Raw genomic sequence first — 16,013 nt, 5'->3', positions numbered from 1 at the left:
GGAGTGTCCGTGCATACGGGTAAGACATCCCTAGTGGGGAGGGGCGACACGCGGTGTTCAGGCGTCTCACGTTCGCCATCGGCGTACTGATGGCGAGGGTAACTGCCTGGCCTGCGGGAACATCGTCTCGCACCATCAGGTTGGAGCATGTGTCGGCGTATGAGTCAGGAAGCGTTCCCTACCGTAGTGAGGGTGATCCGACCGGTGTCGGCAGTTGGAATGAGCGGTCCCCGCTTGCGGGACTAAGCTGCGGAAGGACAGGGAGGGGACCGACCCCTTACTGCCTGACCGCTCTGAGGAGCGATTAACGATGTTCGAGAGGTTCACCGACCGCGCGCGGCGGGTTGTCGTCCTGGCTCAGGAAGAAGCCCGGATGCTCAACCACAACTACATCGGCACCGAGCACATCCTCCTGGGCCTGATCCACGAGGGTGAGGGTGTCGCCGCTAAGGCCCTGGAGAGCCTCGGGATTTCGCTCGAGGCGGTCCGCCAGCAGGTGGAGGAGATCATCGGCCAGGGCCAGCAGGCCCCGTCCGGCCACATCCCCTTCACCCCCCGTGCCAAGAAGGTCCTGGAGCTGTCGCTCCGCGAGGCCCTTCAGCTGGGCCACAACTACATCGGCACGGAGCACATCCTGCTCGGCCTGATCCGCGAGGGCGAGGGCGTCGCCGCCCAGGTCCTGGTCAAGCTGGGTGCCGATCTCAACCGGGTGCGGCAGCAGGTCATCCAGCTGCTCTCCGGCTACCAGGGCAAGGAGACCGCCACCGCCGGCGGTCCTGCCGAGGGCACGCCCTCCACGTCCCTGGTCCTCGACCAGTTCGGCCGGAACCTCACCCAGGCCGCTCGTGAGTCCAAGCTCGACCCGGTCATCGGGCGCGAGAAGGAGATCGAGCGGGTCATGCAGGTGCTGTCCCGCCGCACGAAGAACAACCCGGTCCTGATCGGTGAGCCCGGCGTCGGCAAGACCGCCGTCGTCGAGGGGCTCGCGCAGGCCATCGTCAAGGGCGAGGTGCCCGAGACGCTCAAGGACAAGCACCTCTACACCCTTGACCTCGGCGCCCTGGTCGCCGGATCCCGCTACCGCGGTGACTTCGAGGAGCGCCTGAAGAAGGTCCTCAAGGAGATCCGCACCCGCGGCGACATCATCCTGTTCATCGACGAGCTGCACACGCTCGTGGGTGCGGGTGCCGCCGAGGGCGCCATCGACGCGGCGAGCATCCTCAAGCCGATGCTGGCCCGTGGCGAGCTCCAGACCATCGGTGCGACCACCCTGGACGAGTACCGCAAGCACCTGGAGAAGGACGCGGCCCTGGAGCGCCGCTTCCAGCCGATCCAGGTCGCGGAGCCGTCCCTTCCGCACACCATCGAGATCCTCAAGGGTCTGCGCGACCGCTACGAGGCCCACCACCGCGTCTCCATCACGGACGAGGCCCTCGTGCAGGCGGCCACCCTCGCCGACCGGTACATCTCGGACCGCTTCCTGCCGGACAAGGCGATCGACCTGATCGACGAGGCCGGTTCCCGGATGCGCATCCGCCGGATGACCGCGCCGCCGGACCTCCGCGAGTTCGACGAGAAGATCGCGGGCGTGCGCCGGGACAAGGAGTCGGCGATCGACTCCCAGGACTTCGAGAAGGCCGCGTCCCTGCGCGACAAGGAGAAGCAGCTCCTCGCCGCGAAGGCCAAGCGCGAGAAGGAGTGGAAGGCCGGCGACATGGACGTCGTCGCCGAGGTCGACGGCGAGCTGATCGCCGAGGTCCTCGCCACGGCCACCGGCATCCCGGTCTTCAAGCTGACGGAGGAGGAGTCCTCCCGTCTGCTCCGCATGGAGGACGAGCTCCACAAGCGCGTCATCGGCCAGAAGGACGCCGTCAAGGCGCTCTCGAAGGCGATCCGGCGTACGCGCGCCGGTCTGAAGGACCCGAAGCGCCCCGGCGGCTCGTTCATCTTCGCGGGCCCGTCCGGCGTTGGTAAGACCGAGCTGTCCAAGGCCCTCGCCGAGTTCCTCTTCGGTGACGAGGACGCGCTGATCTCCCTCGACATGTCGGAGTTCAGCGAGAAGCACACGGTGTCGCGGCTCTTCGGCTCGCCCCCCGGCTACGTGGGCTACGAGGAGGGCGGCCAGCTGACCGAGAAGGTCCGCCGCAAGCCGTTCTCCGTCGTCCTCTTCGACGAGGTCGAGAAGGCCCACCCGGACATCTTCAACTCGCTGCTCCAGATCCTGGAGGACGGTCGCCTGACCGACTCCCAGGGCCGGGTCGTGGACTTCAAGAACACGGTCATCATCATGACGACCAACCTCGGCACCCGGGACATCTCCAAGGGCTTCAACCTGGGCTTCGCGGCCTCGGGCGACAAGAAGACCAACTACGAGCGCATGAAGAACAAGGTCTCGGACGAGCTCAAGCAGCACTTCCGCCCCGAGTTCCTCAACCGCGTGGACGACGTCGTCGTCTTCCCGCAGCTGACCCAGGACGACATCCTCCAGATCGTCGACCTCATGATCAGCAAGGTGGACGAGCGCCTGAAGGACCGGGACATGGGCATCGAGCTCTCCCAGTCCGCCAAGGAGCTCCTCGCCAAGAAGGGCTACGACCCCGTCCTGGGTGCCCGGCCGCTGCGCCGCACCATCCAGCGCGAGGTCGAGGACACGCTCTCCGAGAAGATCCTCTTCGGTGAGCTGCGTCCGGGCCACATCGTGGTCGTCGACACGGAGGGCGAGGGCGAGAGCGCCACGTTCACCTTCCGTGGCGAGGAGAAGGCCGCACTGCCGGACGTGCCGCCGATCGAGTCGGCCGCCGGTGGCTCGGGGCCGAACCTGAGCAAGGAGGCGTAGCTCTTCGGGAGCGCGCTGACGGGGCTGCCCCGGACCGTTTCGTACGGTCCGGGGCAGCCCCTTTTCCGGCTGGGGCCGTCGAGCCCCCGGCGTCGGCTCAGAGATGTGGGGTGGCGTCGGCCGGGGCGATGGCCTCGCGCAGGACGCGGGCCAGGTCCTCCTCCGTGGGCAGGAGCTGGCGGCCGCGCGGCGGGAGCGAGGTGTAGGTGGCCTGGCCGCTGCTCGTCTCGATGAGGACGCCGATGGTGGGGGCGTCCCGGTCGGGGTCGCGGACCAGCTCGTCCACCGCCCGCACCTGGGCGTCCAGGCGGGTGAGGTGGGTGGGGCGCGTGGTGGTCGTACCGAGTGCGCAGGCCACGTAGCGGCGCAGGGTGAGGTGGTAGAAGAGCAGGTCCACGCGGTGGTACTGGTCACCGGCGAGGACGGGGTAGCGGCAGCCGACGAAGGCGAAGCCGCTGCCGAGGCCGGTGAGGACGCGGACCATCCGGTTGGCGATCGACTCCTCGTACGTGGGGTCGGCCGGGCGCTGGTCGTCCAGGCGCAGGAAGTCCAGGCGGTAGGGGTCGCGGGCGAGTTCGGCGAGGGCGGGGGAGCCCGCGGGCAGGGTCACGTCGTCGGGGAGCGGCGGGGTGCCGCGCTGCGGGAGGTGCAGGCGCTGGCGGATGGCCAGGTTCAGCTGCGCCCGCGACCAGCCGTTGCGCACGGCCTCGGTCGCGTAGAAGTCCCGCTCCGCGCGGGTGTGCAACTTGTCGAGCAGCACCGTGATGTGGCTCCAGGGGAGCTGCGCGACGGGGCGCTGGGTGATGAGCGCGGGCCAGGTGTGCGCCATCTTCGGGGTCTGCACGAGGTTCCGGTACGAGAAGATCCGCTGCCGGGGGAAGGCGCCCCGGAGGTCCGTGGCGAGCCGGGCCACGATGCCGGTGCCCCAGCCGTCCTCTGTCTGGCGGGCCAGGATCAGCTTGCCGATCCGCCAGTACATCTCGACCAGTTCGGCGTTCACGGCCCTCCGGGTGCGGAGGCGGGCCCCCTCCGCCGTGGCCTTCGCTTCGGTCAGCAGATCTTCGTACTTGTGCATGGGGCGAGGCTGACGCAGCGGGTGCTTTACAGGGGCGGGAACCCTGTGGGGTCATCCGAACGTGTGGGGGTGGTTTGGGAGTTCGGCTTCCGACGGGGCAGGGCGAGGCGGCTCATGGGCCATGGCGGGCGGGCAGGGCCTCCAGGCCGTGTGCCCGCTTGGCGTGCGTCACGACGCGGGTCAGTGTCGGACGCGGGGCGGCGAGCGCCGCGAGGCCCAGTCCCACCTGGTGCGCAGCTCCGGCGGGTTTGTCCATCAGGGCGGCGCCGGGGGTAGCGCCGGTCACATCCCGCCGGTGGTGGATCTTGGCGGCGGTGACATGGGGCACAGGGCATACGTCACATACGAGGACGGGTAGTGGTGCCCTTCGGCGTCGTGGCAGGGACTTTCGGCCCGCAACCCGCCCCCCGGGCTACGGCCGCTCCTAGTAGAAGCGCGTTTTGGGCGCCGGGCGGGCTGGGGGTTACCAAGGGATGGCCATCCGGCACGCACCCCCAAGCGTGCCGGATTCGCTTTGCCGTTCTTGTCTTGTACGTCCCCAGCGTGCGAGCCGCGCCCCCGCGGCCCGTGCCCGGCACCCCGTGTGCCGCCCGCCCCGGAGGTCCCCATGTCGAAGCGCTCGAAGTCCCACCCTTCCGGCCGTCCGTCCCGCCGCGTCCGCGCGGCCGTCGTCGCCGTCGGCGTCGGCGCGGTGACGGCGCTCGGAGCGGGCGTGGCGGGCGCCGCCGCGAAGGCCCCGGCCGCCCCGTCCTGGCAGGACCCGGTCGACCGCTACCGCCTCTCCGCGACCTTCGGCCTGGGCGGCAGCAGGTGGGCCCACAAGCACTCCGGCCAGGACTTCGCCGTCCCGAGCGGCACCGTGGTCAAGTCCGTGCACGCCGGGACCGTCGTGAAGGCGGGCCCGAACGGCGCCGGTGACGGGCCCGCGTACGGCAACGCCATCGTCATCAAGCACGCCAACGGCACGTACTCGCAGTACGCGCACCTCTCCCGCGTCGAGGTGCGCGTCGGCCAGGCCGTCGCCGGTGGCCAGCGCATCGCCCTCTCCGGCAACACGGGCAACTCCAGCGGCCCCCACCTGCACTTCGAGATCCGCACGACGCCGAACTACGGCTCGGCCGTCGACCCGGTCTCCTTCCTGCGCAAGCAGGGCGTGCGCGTGTGATCCCCTCCGCGCGCACGCTCTGACTCAGGCGCCGTCGTGCGCCTGGGTCACCAAGTCGATGGCGACCTCGAGGATGGCTTTCCGCTTCTCCTCGGGGTCGCCTTCGGCGTCCTTGAGCACGAACATCCCGCCGTGCATGGTGAACAGTGCGCTGAAGCAGCGCACCTGCGCGGTCATCGGCGTCGCCGGATCGTCGTCCCTGAGGATGTCCAGGAGCGCGAGCATGCGGTCCTTGAAGCTCTCGCCGGTCTTCAGGTCGCGCATCGTCGCCTGGTTCTCCTGCATGAAGCGGAAGAGCGGGGCGGCGTCCGTGAGGATCTCGCTGTAGCGCGTGAGGATCGCGCGCTTGGTGTCGAGCGTGCGGGGCTGCTGCCTGCCCCAGTCGATCAGCTCGTCGATCGGGCGGGTCACGTCCTCGAAGATGCTGGTGAGGATGTCTTCCTTGGTCTTGAAGTGGTAGTACAGCGCCGCCTTCGTGACCTCGAGACGCTCGGCGATCTCCCGCAGCGACGTCTTCTCGTACCCCTGCTCGGCGAACAGTTCGAGTGCTACGTCCTGGATGCGCTGGCGGGTGTCACCGCGGCGCTGCTGCTTCCCTGTGCCCATGGGGCGATCCTCGCACTCCTTCTCCACCCGAGGGAGCACCGCTCTTTACGGCCCCTTGGGACTTGCTTGACGCCCGGCTAGCTAACTTACTTGACGCCCGGCTAGTCGGGGGTCTACCTTCCCTCAGTGTAGTCAACTTGCCGGGCGGCAAGTAAGTAGCTGGCGAGCGGGGAGCGACATGGCGAGTGCCGTAGCAGTAGAGCCGGGCAGCAAGGAGCAACGGGCGGCGCAGGAGCCACCCCAGCGGAGCGTGCGGGTGGTGGTCTTCGCGCTGATGGTCGCGATCCTCCTCGCGATGCTCGACAACATGATCGTGAGCCCCGCGATGCCGACGATCGTCGGTGACCTCGGCGGCCTGGAGCACCTGTCGTGGGTCGTCACCGCATACACCCTCGCCACCGCCGCCTCCACCCCGATCTGGGGCAAGCTCGGCGACATGTACGGGCGCAAGGGCGCCTTCCTCACCTCCATCGTGATCTTCCTGATCGGCTCCGCGCTCAGCGGCCTGGCCCAGGACATGGGGCAGCTCATCGGCTTCCGCGCGATCCAGGGGCTCGGCGCGGGCGGTCTGATGGTCGGCGTCATGGCGATCATCGGCGAGCTGGTGCCGCCCCGTGAGCGCGGCAAGTACATGGGCATGATGACCGGCGTCATGGCGGTCGCGATGATCGGCGGCCCGCTCGTCGGCGGCACCCTCACCGACCACCTCGGCTGGCGCTGGGCCTTCTACATCAACCTGCCGCTCGGCGTCGTCGCCCTGTTCATGGTGAGCGCCGTGCTGCACCTGCCGAAGAAGCAGGCCAGCGGGCGCATCGACTACCTGGGCGCGGCGCTGCTCACCGTCGGCATCACGTCCTTCGTCCTGGTGACCACCTGGGGCGGCACCGAGTACGCCTGGGGCTCGGCCGTGATCATGGAGCTCATCGGCCTCGGCGTCGCCGCGCTCGTCGGCTTCTACTTCGTCCAGCAGAAGGCGGCCGAGCCGATCATGCCGCTGCGGATCTTCCGCAGCCGCAACTTCACGCTGATGGCCGTGATCGGCTTCCTGTCCGGCTTCGTGATGTTCGGCGCGATGCTCTTCCTGCCGCTGTACCAGCAGGCCGTGCAGGGCGCCTCGGCCACCAACTCCGGCCTGCTGCTCATGCCGATGCTGCTCGCCATGATGGCCGTCTCGATGGTCGCGGGCCGCGTCACCACCTCCACCGGCAAGTACAAGCTCTTCCCCATCGCCGGCAGCGTCCTGATGGGCGTGGGCCTCGTCCTGCTGGCCCAGATGGACACCGAGACCTCCCGGCTGACCTCCGGGATCTACATGGCGGTCCTCGGCGCGGGCATGGGCTGCCTGATGCAGATCACCATGCTCGTCGCGCAGAACAGCGTCGAGATGAAGGACATGGGCGTCGCGTCCTCCTCGGCCACGCTGTTCCGCACGCTCGGCTCGTCCTTCGGCGTCGCCGTCATGGGCGCGCTGTTCAACAACCGGGTGCAGGACGAGATGGCCGAGCGGGCCGGGGCCGCGGGCGGCAAGGTCACCGAGCAGTCCGCGCAGCTCGACGCGGCGAGCCTCGCCAAGCTGCCGGACGTGGTGCGCGGCGCCTACCAGCACGCGGTGTCGTCCGGGACGCACGCCGCCTTCGTCCTCGGCTCCGTGATGGCCCTGGCCGCGCTGTGCGCCGCGGTGTTCGTGCGGGAGACGCCGCTGCGGGGGTCGGCCCCCGCGGCCCCCGCCGACCAGTAGCAGCCGGGAGCGCGGAAGGGGACTCCGCGCGCGGGGCGGGAGCGACGGTCACCGAGCCGTCCGAGCGGCCGCCCCGCACCCCGGCCCACCACGGCCCCCGGCGCGGTCGCGCCGGGGGCCGTGGCCGTGCCCGGAGGCCGTTGTCAGTGGCGCGTGCCAGCATCGGACGGGTGGAGAGACTGCGGCAGCTGCGCCTGGCGAAGGACGCGATGGACCGTGACTGGGCCGATCCCGACCTCGACCTGGCCGCGGTGGCCGCGCACGCCGGGTACTCCCGCTACCACTTCCTGCGCGCCTTCAAGGAGACGTACGGCGAGACCCCGGGCCAGTACCTGTCGCGGCGCCGCATCGAGCGGGCCGAGGACATGCTGCGCTCGGCCGACCTGGCGGTCACGGAGGTGTGCGTGCTGGTCGGCTTCACCAGCGTCGGCACGTTCTCGTCCACGTTCAAGCGCCACACGGGCCTCACCCCCAGCGCGTACCGGCGCAAGCACCTGGGCCGCGGCTCCGCGCTCATACCGGGGTGCTACGCGCTGCTGTGGGCGGGCGGCTTCCCGGGCCGCTCCGGCCGCCCGGACGCCCTGGCGCCCGAGGCCGGGGAAGACCGCAATTCTCAAGAAGCAGGCTGAGCGGGCCGCTGCCTACGGTGGCCGGGCAAGGACACCCCTCGTACCCAGGAGCACACCATGATCAAGGGACTCGCCATCTCCACCGTCTGGGTCCTCGACCAGGACCGGGCCAAGGAGTTCTACACGCAGAAGCTCGGCCTGGAGGTCCGCACCGACATGACCCTCGGCGAGGGCGGCATGCGCTTCCTCACCGTGGGCGCCAAGGACCAGCCCGAGGTCATGATCGCCCTGATGGCGCCGGGCGGGGCGGGCATGGACGCCGAGTCCGCCGACGCGCTGCGCAAGCTGGTCGGCAAGGGCACCCTCGGCGCGGCCCTGAGCACCGACGACATCCACGGGGACTACGAGAAGCTCAAGGCCCGCGGCGTCGAGTTCCTCCAGGAGCCCCAGGAGCGCCCGTACGGCATCGAGGCGATCTTCCGCGACGACTCCGGGAACTGGTTCTCGTTCACCCAGCCGCGCGAGGGCGACCTCGACCTCGACAAGGACTGGGGCTGCTGAGCCCCCGCCCTCAGTCGAGGTCCGGCAGCTGGAGCATCGGGTAGCTGCCCGTGTTCGTCGGCGCGTGCTCGGGCAGCCACAGGACCGCCACCGCCCCCTCCGCGGGCCCGTCCGTGGACTCCCCGGGCGGGCGCACGTTGCGGAAGGTCAGCCGGGCGCCGAGCACCCGCGCCTGGCCCGCCGCGATGGTCAGGCCCAGGCCGTGGCCGCGGCCCGCGCGGTCCGCGGAGCCGGTGCGGAAGCGGCTCGGGCCCTCGGCGAGCAGCGCCTCGGGGAAGCCGGGGCCGTGGTCGCGCACCCGCACCACGCGGCCCTCCACGCTCACCTCGATCGGCGGCTTGCCGTGCTTGGCGGCGTTGGTGACCAGGTTGTACAGGATGCGCTCCAGACGGCGCGGGTCGGTGGTGACCTCCGACTCGTGCACCACGGTCACCGTCACCTCGACGGGCAGCGTGGCCATCCGGCGGCTCACGAACTCGCCGAGCAGGATGTCCTGCAGCTCGGCCCGCTCCGAGGCGGAGTCGAGCCGGGCCACCTCCAGGACGTCCTCGACGAGCGTGCGCATCGCCTGCGCGCGGTCCTTGACCAGCTCCGTGGGACGGCCCGGCGGCAGCAGCTCGGCCGCCGTGAGCAGCCCGGTCACCGGCGTGCGCAGCTCGTGCGCGATGTCGGCGGTCACCCGGCGCTCGGCCTCAAGGCGCTGCTTGAGCGCGTCGGCCATGGCGTCCACGGCCCGCGCGAGCTCGTCGGTCTCGTCGCGTACGACGCCGCCGATGGCGTCCCGTACGGACACCTCGGTCTGGCCCTGCGCGACCTCGCGCGCGGCCGTCGCCGCCTTGCGCAACCGGCGCGCCATCTGGCCGCCGACGAGCACGCCGACCGCGCAGCCGCCGAAGACGACCGAGATGGAGCCGATGACCAGGGCCTGGTCGAGGTCCTTCATGATGGTGGCGCTGCGGTCGGTGAAGCGGGTGTGCACCGAGAGGACGTGGCCGTTGCTGAGCGGCACGGCCGCCCAGATGTCGGGCGCGCCCTCGCCGCGCTCCTGGACGTAGGTGGCGCGGCGCCCCTTGAGGACCTGGCGGCGCAGCTCCTTCGGCAGCTCCGGGTCGTCGATCTTGGTGCCGTAGATGGCGCTGGTGGTGCCGCGCGTCTCGTAGTTGCGCTGGGCGATCTGGACGCGCTCGTCCTGGAGGTCGCGCGCGTTGTCGAGCATGGACACCCGGGCGGCGTTGTGCACGACGAGGCTGAGTGCGACCGCGATCAGCGCGCCGACGAAGCCGATGGCGGTGGCGATCTTCCACCGCACGCCGGTCCGCAGCCGCGTCCCGACCAGGTCAAGGAGCCGGTCCCGCAGGCCGCGGAAGCCGGTGTGGCCGTCCCGCCCGCGCCGTGCCGCTCCGCTCATGTCCGCCCCCTGGACCGCCGCGCGGGCACCGCTGCGGCGGACCCGGCGCGCAGCGCCTCGTATCGCGTCCCGCAAGCTCACGCCTTGAGCTTGTAGCCGAAGCCGCGGACCGTCTCGATGCGGTCCTGGCCGACCTTCGTGCGCAGCCGCTGCACATGGACGTCGACGACGCGCGTGTCGCCGCCCCAGCCATAGTCCCAGACGCGTTCGAGGAGCTTGTCGCGGGACAGGACGGTGCCCGGGGCGGAGGAGAACTCAAGGAGCAGCCGCATCTCCGTCGGCGTCAGGGCGACCGGCTGGCCGCCGCGGCGCACCTCCATGCCCTCGGTGTCGATCTCCAGGTCGCCGAAGGTCAGCACCCCGCCGTCCCCGGGACCCTGGTCCTGGGCCGCGGGCGCCCCCGCGGCGGAGCCGCTGGCGTGCCCGAAGCGGCGCAGGACCGCGCGGATGCGGGCGACCAGGACGGCGCCGTCGAACGGCTTGGTCACGTAGTCGTCGGCGCCCGCCTCCAGGCCGAGGACGACGTCGATGGAGTCGGCCCGGGCCGACAGCATGATGACCGGGACCGTGGACTCCTCGCGGATGCGGCGGCACAGCGAGACGCCGTCCATGCCGGGCACCATCACGTCGAGCAGCGCGATGTCGGGCCGCTTGGCCCGGAACGCCTCCAGGCCGAGCAGCCCGTCGGGCATGGCGGTGACCTCGAAGCCGTCGCGCTCCAGGGCGAGCTGCGTGGCTTCGCGGATGACGTCGTCGTCCTCGACGAACAGGACATGGGTGTGTTCTGCCATCGGGTGCTCTCAGTTCGATGTGGTCAGGGCGGTCGGGGTGGTCACTGTCCGGTCCGGGTGGGTCTCGGGTCGTGCGGCGGGCGTGGCTCAGTTGTCGCTCGAAGGGGTGGGCTCGCCGCCCACCGCGCTGCTGTAGTTGTTGCGGACGCGGCCCCGCTCGGTGAAGTGGTCCGTCGCCCAGCGGTACGTGATGACGTCCTCGCCCGTGGGCTCCGCCACCGAGCCGTCCTTGCCGTACAGCTGCTTGCTGACGACCAGGTCGCCACGGTCGATCTCGGCGTAGACGGGAGGCTGCTCGTCGACGAAGACATTCTCGTACTTCTTGCCGTCGGGGCGATACACGTAACTTCCGATGCCCACGGCGTCGCCACAGGTCAGCACGTTCACGACGACGTCGGACGACGCTGCTCCGGTCAGGTTGCCGTACGAGACGTCCACCGGGTACTCGTCCTCGGCGCACGGCTTCAGGTCCCGCTTCACGGCGAGGCTGACCTTCGGGTCGTTCTTCACGAGCTGGACCGCGTCGACGTTCTTGGGGGCGGGGGACGGCGACTCCGAGGGGGAGGCCGAGGCCACGGCACCGGTGCGCGCCGGGCCCTCGTCACGGGTGCCGGAGCCGCCCGTGGAGCAACTCGTCACGGCAAGCGAAAGCCCGAGGGCGGCGAGCACGGCCACCGCCGCACTCCCCGCCTTCGGACTCGCACTCGTTCGTCTGTCCTGTCCCGCCCGACCGGTCCGGCCGGTTCGGGTGGCCCGGGCACTCAGGCCGCGCAACGCTCCCGCTCCTCACGTTCGAACACGCGGGCGTCCAGGTCGCGGCTCTCCAGCTCCTGGCGGAGCCGGGCGAGCGCCCGGTGCAGCGTGCTCTTGACCGTCCCGGCCGACATGCCGAGCGCGGCGGCCGTCTCCTCGGTGGACATCTGCTCCCAGTGTCGCAGCACGACGACGCTGCGCTGCTTGGGGGCGAGTACCTTCATGATGTCCATCAGCAGGGCGCGGTCCGCGTGCTGCTCGGTGGAGTCGTCCACGGAGGCGTCCGGCAGCTGCTCGGTCGGCACCTCTTCGAGCTTGCGGGCACGCCACCACTCGGTCCGCGTGTTGATCATGACGCGGCGCAGATAGGCGTCCGCGAGCCGCTTGTCGGCTATGCCGTCCCAGCGGCCGTACGTCCGCACGAGCGCCGTCTGCAGCAGGTCCTGGGCGTCCACGGGGTCCGGGACGAGCCGTCGGGCGCTGCGCAGCAGGGCGTCCTGCCGAGTGCGGACGTACTCTTCGAACTCGAGCACCTCGCCGTGCGCCATTCCCAACCGCCTCCGTTCCCGTTCGTCCCCGGTTCGCTGACCGCGATCCCTTGTCTGTGCGGTACGGGAACGAAGTTACGGAGGCGTTGTCACGGCGCTGTGCGGAGCAGCCAGCGGCGGACGCACGGCTGTACGTCGGTTGTGTAACAGAAGTAGGCCAGACGTAAATCCGCAGCTCCATGTGGGAGAGGTTGCCCGATTTGTCGCTGGGGACGTGTGACGGACGCCGTGCGGCGGTCCCCGGGGCGGCCGGTCTCAGGTCAGCGGCAGCCGGTAGCAGCCGTCCGGCAGCGGTTCCACCAGACCGTCGGCGACGAGCCCGTCCAGGGCGCGGGCCCGCTGCACCGGCTCGTCCCACACCCGGTCGAGCGCCGACTGCGGCACCGGCGTCACGGCCTCGCGGAGCACCGCGAGCAGCTTGCCGCGCACCTGGCGGTCCGTACCGGCGTACGTCTGGCCGCGGCGCGCGGGGCCCTTGTGCGCGGGCTTGCCCGCCGTGAGCCACGCGCAGTGCGCGGCGATCGGGCAGCGCCCGCAGTCCTCGTTCTTGGCGGTGCACACCAGCGCGCCGAGCTCCATGGACGCGGCGGCCCAGCGCGCGGCGGTCGCCTCGTCCTCGGGCAGCAGCGCGCGGGCGAGCTTGCGCTCGGCGGCGGTGGTGGCGTTCGGCGGGTACTGCACGCCGGTCACGGCCCGCGCGAACACACGCCGCACGTTCGTGTCGAGCACGGCGTGCCGCTGCCCGTACGCGAAGGACGCGACGGCCGCCGCCGTGTACTCGCCGATGCCGGGCAGCGCGAGCAGCTGCGCGTGCTGCGTCGGTACGTCGCCGCCGTGGCGCTCCGTTATGGCGACGGCCGCCCCGTGCAGGCGCAGCGCGCGGCGCGGATAGCCGAGCCGCCCCCAGGCGCGCACGGCCTCACCGGGCGCCTCCTTGGCCAGGTCGGCCGGGCGTGGCCAGCGGGCGACCCACTGCTCGTACACGGGCAGGACCCGGGCGACGGGCGTCTGCTGGAGCATGAACTCGCTGACCATGACCCCCCAGGGCCCGGCGTCCGGACGACGCCAGGGCAGGTCACGCGCGTGTGCCTCGAACCAGGCGATGACGGGGGAGTGGAGCCTGCCGTGGGACGAGGGCCCCTCTGCGGCTCGGCTGTCGGCTCGGTCGGCGGCGAGTGCGGTCGGCATGCCCACGATCCTGCCACGGAGGGGGCGGGGCCCGGGCCAACGGCACGGCACGCTGTGCAGCGCGCTGAACCCCAGCCTCCGCCGGGCTCTTCCCCCGGGCGGGCCCCACCCCGCGCACGGCTGCGCGCCAGCTCTTTCCCCCACCCGCCCGCCCTTTACGGGCTGGAGCCCGGCCCCACCCTGGCGGGCTCCCTCCAGCCCGTCCGGCGTTTGAGGACGAGCGCGGTAGCGCGGTGCGGTGACGGGCGGCGAGGACGACGCGAGGACGGGCGTGGTGGAAGGGCGGGTGGGCGGGGGGAGAGGAGCCCCTGTCGATCGGCAGGTACAGGCGCGGCCGCAGGCACGTAGCGTCGAGGGCGTGAGAACCCGACGCCCCGTGGACGCCCTGCTGTGGCTGGCCCTGGCCACCCCCGCCGCGACGGCCGACGCGATCGGCCTGAACGAACCCCGCACGGCCTGGCAACAGCTCGGCGGCCTCGCCGCCCTCGCCGCGGCCGCCGCGATCTGGCGCCGCCGCCCCACCCTCGCGTTCCTGCTCGCCGCGGCCCCCGGCGAGGCCACCGCCCCCTCCCTGTTCACGGTCTCGTACGGCATGGCCCTGGCCGTCTTCGCGTTCCTGCTCGGCAGGCACGGCCCGCGGGCCAGGCCCGCGCTCCTGGCGTTCGCGGCGGTCGCGGCGGCGGGCACCGCCAAGGTGGTGGTGCGCGACGTCGACCCGGTCGTCGAGTGGCTGGTGCTCATGGCCACGCTCCTGTTCGGCGCGGTCTTCCCCTGGCTCGCGGGCCGCTACCTGCGGCAGAGCCGCGCCCTGACCGCCGCCGCGCTCGCCCGCGCCGACCAGCTGGAGCGCGAGCAGCGGATCGTCGCCGACCGGGCCCGGCTGCGGGAGCGGGCCCGCATCGCGCAGGACATGCACGACTCGCTGGGCCACGAGCTGAGCCTGATCGCGGTGCGCGCGGGCGCCCTCCAGCTGGCCGCCGACCTGCCGGAACACCATCGCGTGGCGGCCCGCGACCTGCGCGTCGCCGCGGCCGACGCCACGGACCGGCTGCGCGAGATCATCGGCGTACTGCGGGACGAGGGCGACGAGCCCGCCCCGCTCGCGCCGCCCGGCGAGACGGTGGCGCAACTGGTGGCGCGCGCGGGCGAGTCGGGCCTCGAGGTGCGGTACGTCGCGGACGGCGCCGAGGAGCCGGGCCCGGCGGAGCGCCTCGCCTACCGCGTGGTCCAGGAGGCCCTGACCAACGCGGCGAAGTACGCGCCCGGCGCCCCCGTCACCGTCGCGGCGACCCGCGCGGACGCCCGTACGACGATCACGGTCACCAACGGCGCGCCCCGGGAGCCCGGTTCACCGCCCGGCGGCGGCTCCGGCCTCGCGGACCTGCACACCAGGCTGGCGGCCCTGGGCGGCGACCTCGACGCGGGGGCGCACGCCGGGGGCTTCCGGGTGCGCGCGGTGATCCCGGCGGACGCGGGCGCCGCGGTGACGGCCCCCGCGGACCTCGCCCCCGCGGACACCCTCCCCGCGGACTCCGTGCCGCTGCCCTCCGGGACGCTCGCGCACGCCCGGCGCTGCACCGTGCTCGCCTTCGGGGCCGCCGCCGCGACCGGCGCCGTGCTGATCGCCGGGACCTTCGGCTGGTACGCGTACACGAAGACGCACTCCGTGCTGCGGCCCGCCGACTTCGCGGCGCTGCGCGTGGGCGCCGCGCAGGCCGACGTCGCGGCCGTGCTGCCGGAGCGCGGCGTGAGCGACCCGCCCGTGGACCGGGCGCCGAGCCCGCCGCCCCCGGGCGCCGACTGCCGCTACTACCGTGCCAGCGGTCAACTCTTCACCTCCTCAGCGCACTTCAGGCTCTGCTTCGAGAACGGAAAGCTCGTGGACAAGACAGTGATCCCCAAGGCCGGTACGGCAGCCGAGGACGGCGACGGGGGGCGGCGGTGATCCGCGTACTCCTGGCCGACGACGAGGCGATGATCCGCGCGGGGGTGCGGGCCATCCTCACCGCGGGCGACGGCATCGAGGTCGTCGCCGAGGCCGCCGACGGCCGGGAGGCGATCGAACTGGCCCAGGCGCACCGCCCCGACGTGGCGCTCCTCGACATCCGCATGCCCCGCCTCGACGGGCTCGCCGCGGGCGAGGAGATCGTACGGACGCTGCCGGGGACGGCGGTCGCGATGCTGACGACGTTCTCCGAGGACGCGTACGTCGCCCGCGCGCTCGGCGGCGGCGCCACCGGCTTCCTGCTGAAGTCGGGGGACCCGCACGAACTCATCGCGGGCGTACGGGCGGTGGCGGGCGGCGCCGCGTTCCTGTCGCCGAAGGTGGCCCGCTACGTCATCGACGGGCTCGGCGGGCGGCGCATCGGCCGCGAGTCGGCCGCCCGCACGCGCGTGGCCGCGCTGACCCCGCGCGAGCGCGAGGTCCTTGGCCTGGTGGGGGCGGGCCTGTCCAACCCGGAGATCGCCGCGCGCCTGCACCTCGTCGAGGGCACGGTCAAGGCGTATGTGAGCGCGGTCCTCGACCGGCTCGAGGTCAAGAACCGCGTCCAGGCGGCGATCGTCGCGTACGAGGCGGGGCTCGTCGCGGACGACGGCGCGCGGACCACCCCGGGCGCCCCCGGCTGACCCGGCCACGGGGCCGGTGCCTCAGGGGCGGTGCCTCAGGGGCGGTGCGTCGGGGGCTGCTGGCGGTCGCCCTGGTAGTAGCCGCCCTGCTGGTAGTCGCTGTGCTGGTAGTCGCCCTGCTGGGGGCGCGGCACGTAGGGGCCCGCG

The 16,013-nt window shown here is 72.1% G+C and carries 15 protein-coding genes; 7 read left to right on the top strand and 8 right to left on the bottom strand.

Features of this window, described 5'->3' with window-relative positions; genetic code table 11:
• Positions 1 to 310: 310 nt before the first annotated feature.
• Complete coding sequence (locus ACIG3E_RS03780) at positions 311 to 2,836, top strand: ATP-dependent Clp protease ATP-binding subunit (protein WP_366794232.1); 2,526 nt, start codon at positions 311 to 313, stop codon at positions 2,834 to 2,836.
• A gap of 97 nt (positions 2,837 to 2,933) precedes the next feature.
• On the opposite strand, the gene ACIG3E_RS03775 is transcribed toward ACIG3E_RS03780, so the two are convergent.
• Positions 2,934 to 3,911: a PDDEXK nuclease domain-containing protein gene (locus ACIG3E_RS03775; RefSeq protein ID WP_399610861.1), complete on the bottom strand. Its 978-nt coding sequence runs from the start codon at positions 3,909 to 3,911 to the stop codon at positions 2,934 to 2,936.
• Between the two features lie 112 nt (positions 3,912 to 4,023).
• Positions 4,024 to 4,239 carry a hypothetical protein gene (locus ACIG3E_RS03770; RefSeq protein WP_399610859.1) on the bottom strand — a complete coding sequence of 72 codons (216 nt, stop codon included), beginning with the start codon at positions 4,237 to 4,239 and terminating at the stop codon, positions 4,024 to 4,026.
• A 279-nt stretch (positions 4,240 to 4,518) separates the two neighbouring features.
• Between ACIG3E_RS03770 and ACIG3E_RS03765 the strand changes: the two genes are divergently transcribed.
• Positions 4,519 to 5,076 (top strand): M23 family metallopeptidase, encoded by a 558-nt coding sequence (locus ACIG3E_RS03765; protein WP_399610856.1) that lies wholly within the window; start codon positions 4,519 to 4,521, stop codon positions 5,074 to 5,076.
• A 24-nt stretch (positions 5,077 to 5,100) separates the two neighbouring features.
• On the opposite strand, the gene ACIG3E_RS03760 is transcribed toward ACIG3E_RS03765, so the two are convergent.
• Positions 5,101 to 5,682, bottom strand: coding sequence for a TetR/AcrR family transcriptional regulator (locus tag ACIG3E_RS03760; RefSeq protein WP_399610853.1), 582 nt, complete (start codon positions 5,680 to 5,682; stop codon positions 5,101 to 5,103).
• Positions 5,683 to 5,860: 178 nt separating this feature from the next.
• On the opposite strand from ACIG3E_RS03760, the gene ACIG3E_RS03755 reads away from it, so the two are divergent.
• The 3 genes from ACIG3E_RS03755 (at position 5,861) to ACIG3E_RS03745 (ending at position 8,550) form a co-directional block, all read left to right on the top strand.
• Positions 5,861 to 7,420 carry an MDR family MFS transporter gene (locus ACIG3E_RS03755; protein ID WP_399610851.1) on the top strand — a complete coding sequence of 520 codons (1,560 nt, stop codon included), beginning with the start codon at positions 5,861 to 5,863 and terminating at the stop codon, positions 7,418 to 7,420.
• A 179-nt stretch (positions 7,421 to 7,599) separates the two neighbouring features.
• Positions 7,600 to 8,049: a helix-turn-helix transcriptional regulator gene (locus ACIG3E_RS03750; RefSeq protein ID WP_399612140.1), complete on the top strand. Its 450-nt coding sequence runs from the start codon at positions 7,600 to 7,602 to the stop codon at positions 8,047 to 8,049.
• A 57-nt stretch (positions 8,050 to 8,106) separates the two neighbouring features.
• A complete protein-coding gene (locus tag ACIG3E_RS03745; RefSeq protein ID WP_399610848.1) occupies positions 8,107 to 8,550 on the top strand; it encodes a VOC family protein in 444 nt (147 codons plus the stop codon).
• 10 nt (positions 8,551 to 8,560) lie between these two features.
• On the opposite strand, the gene cseC is transcribed toward ACIG3E_RS03745, so the two are convergent.
• The 5 genes from cseC to ACIG3E_RS03720 form a co-directional block, all read right to left on the bottom strand.
• Positions 8,561 to 10,021, bottom strand: coding sequence for a two-component system sensor histidine kinase CseC (gene cseC / locus ACIG3E_RS03740; protein ID WP_399612138.1), 1,461 nt, complete (start codon positions 10,019 to 10,021; stop codon positions 8,561 to 8,563).
• Between the two features lie 14 nt (positions 10,022 to 10,035).
• Entirely contained in the window at positions 10,036 to 10,749 is a 714-nt protein-coding gene (gene cseB / locus ACIG3E_RS03735) for a two-component system response regulator CseB (RefSeq protein ID WP_399610846.1), read from the bottom strand.
• Between the two features lie 87 nt (positions 10,750 to 10,836).
• Positions 10,837 to 11,424 carry a hypothetical protein gene (locus ACIG3E_RS03730; protein ID WP_399610844.1) on the bottom strand — a complete coding sequence of 196 codons (588 nt, stop codon included), beginning with the start codon at positions 11,422 to 11,424 and terminating at the stop codon, positions 10,837 to 10,839.
• 86 nt (positions 11,425 to 11,510) lie between these two features.
• On the bottom strand, positions 11,511 to 12,050 hold the full coding sequence (locus ACIG3E_RS03725; protein ID WP_138961132.1) for a SigE family RNA polymerase sigma factor: 540 nt from the start codon (positions 12,048 to 12,050) through the stop codon (positions 11,511 to 11,513).
• 255 nt (positions 12,051 to 12,305) lie between these two features.
• The gene (locus ACIG3E_RS03720; RefSeq protein ID WP_399610842.1) at positions 12,306 to 13,238 is read right to left on the bottom strand and encodes an A/G-specific adenine glycosylase; all 933 of its coding nucleotides are present in this window, start codon (positions 13,236 to 13,238) and stop codon (positions 12,306 to 12,308) included.
• Positions 13,239 to 13,596: 358 nt separating this feature from the next.
• Between ACIG3E_RS03720 and ACIG3E_RS03715 the strand changes: the two genes are divergently transcribed.
• Together ACIG3E_RS03715 and ACIG3E_RS03710 are read left to right on the top strand one after the other, a co-directional pair.
• Entirely contained in the window at positions 13,597 to 15,183 is a 1,587-nt protein-coding gene (locus tag ACIG3E_RS03715; protein ID WP_399610840.1) for a sensor histidine kinase, read from the top strand.
• On the top strand, positions 15,180 to 15,866 hold the full coding sequence (locus tag ACIG3E_RS03710) for a response regulator (RefSeq protein WP_399610838.1): 687 nt from the start codon (positions 15,180 to 15,182) through the stop codon (positions 15,864 to 15,866). Before ACIG3E_RS03715 ends, ACIG3E_RS03710 begins: the two co-directional genes overlap by 4 nt.
• Positions 15,867 to 16,013: the final 147 nt, after the last annotated feature.

It is taken from the genome of Streptomyces sp. NPDC053474 (assembly GCF_044544845.1).
Lineage (GTDB): Bacteria > Actinomycetota > Actinomycetes > Streptomycetales > Streptomycetaceae > Streptomyces.
This window is presented reverse-complemented; position numbering and strand designations above follow the sequence as displayed.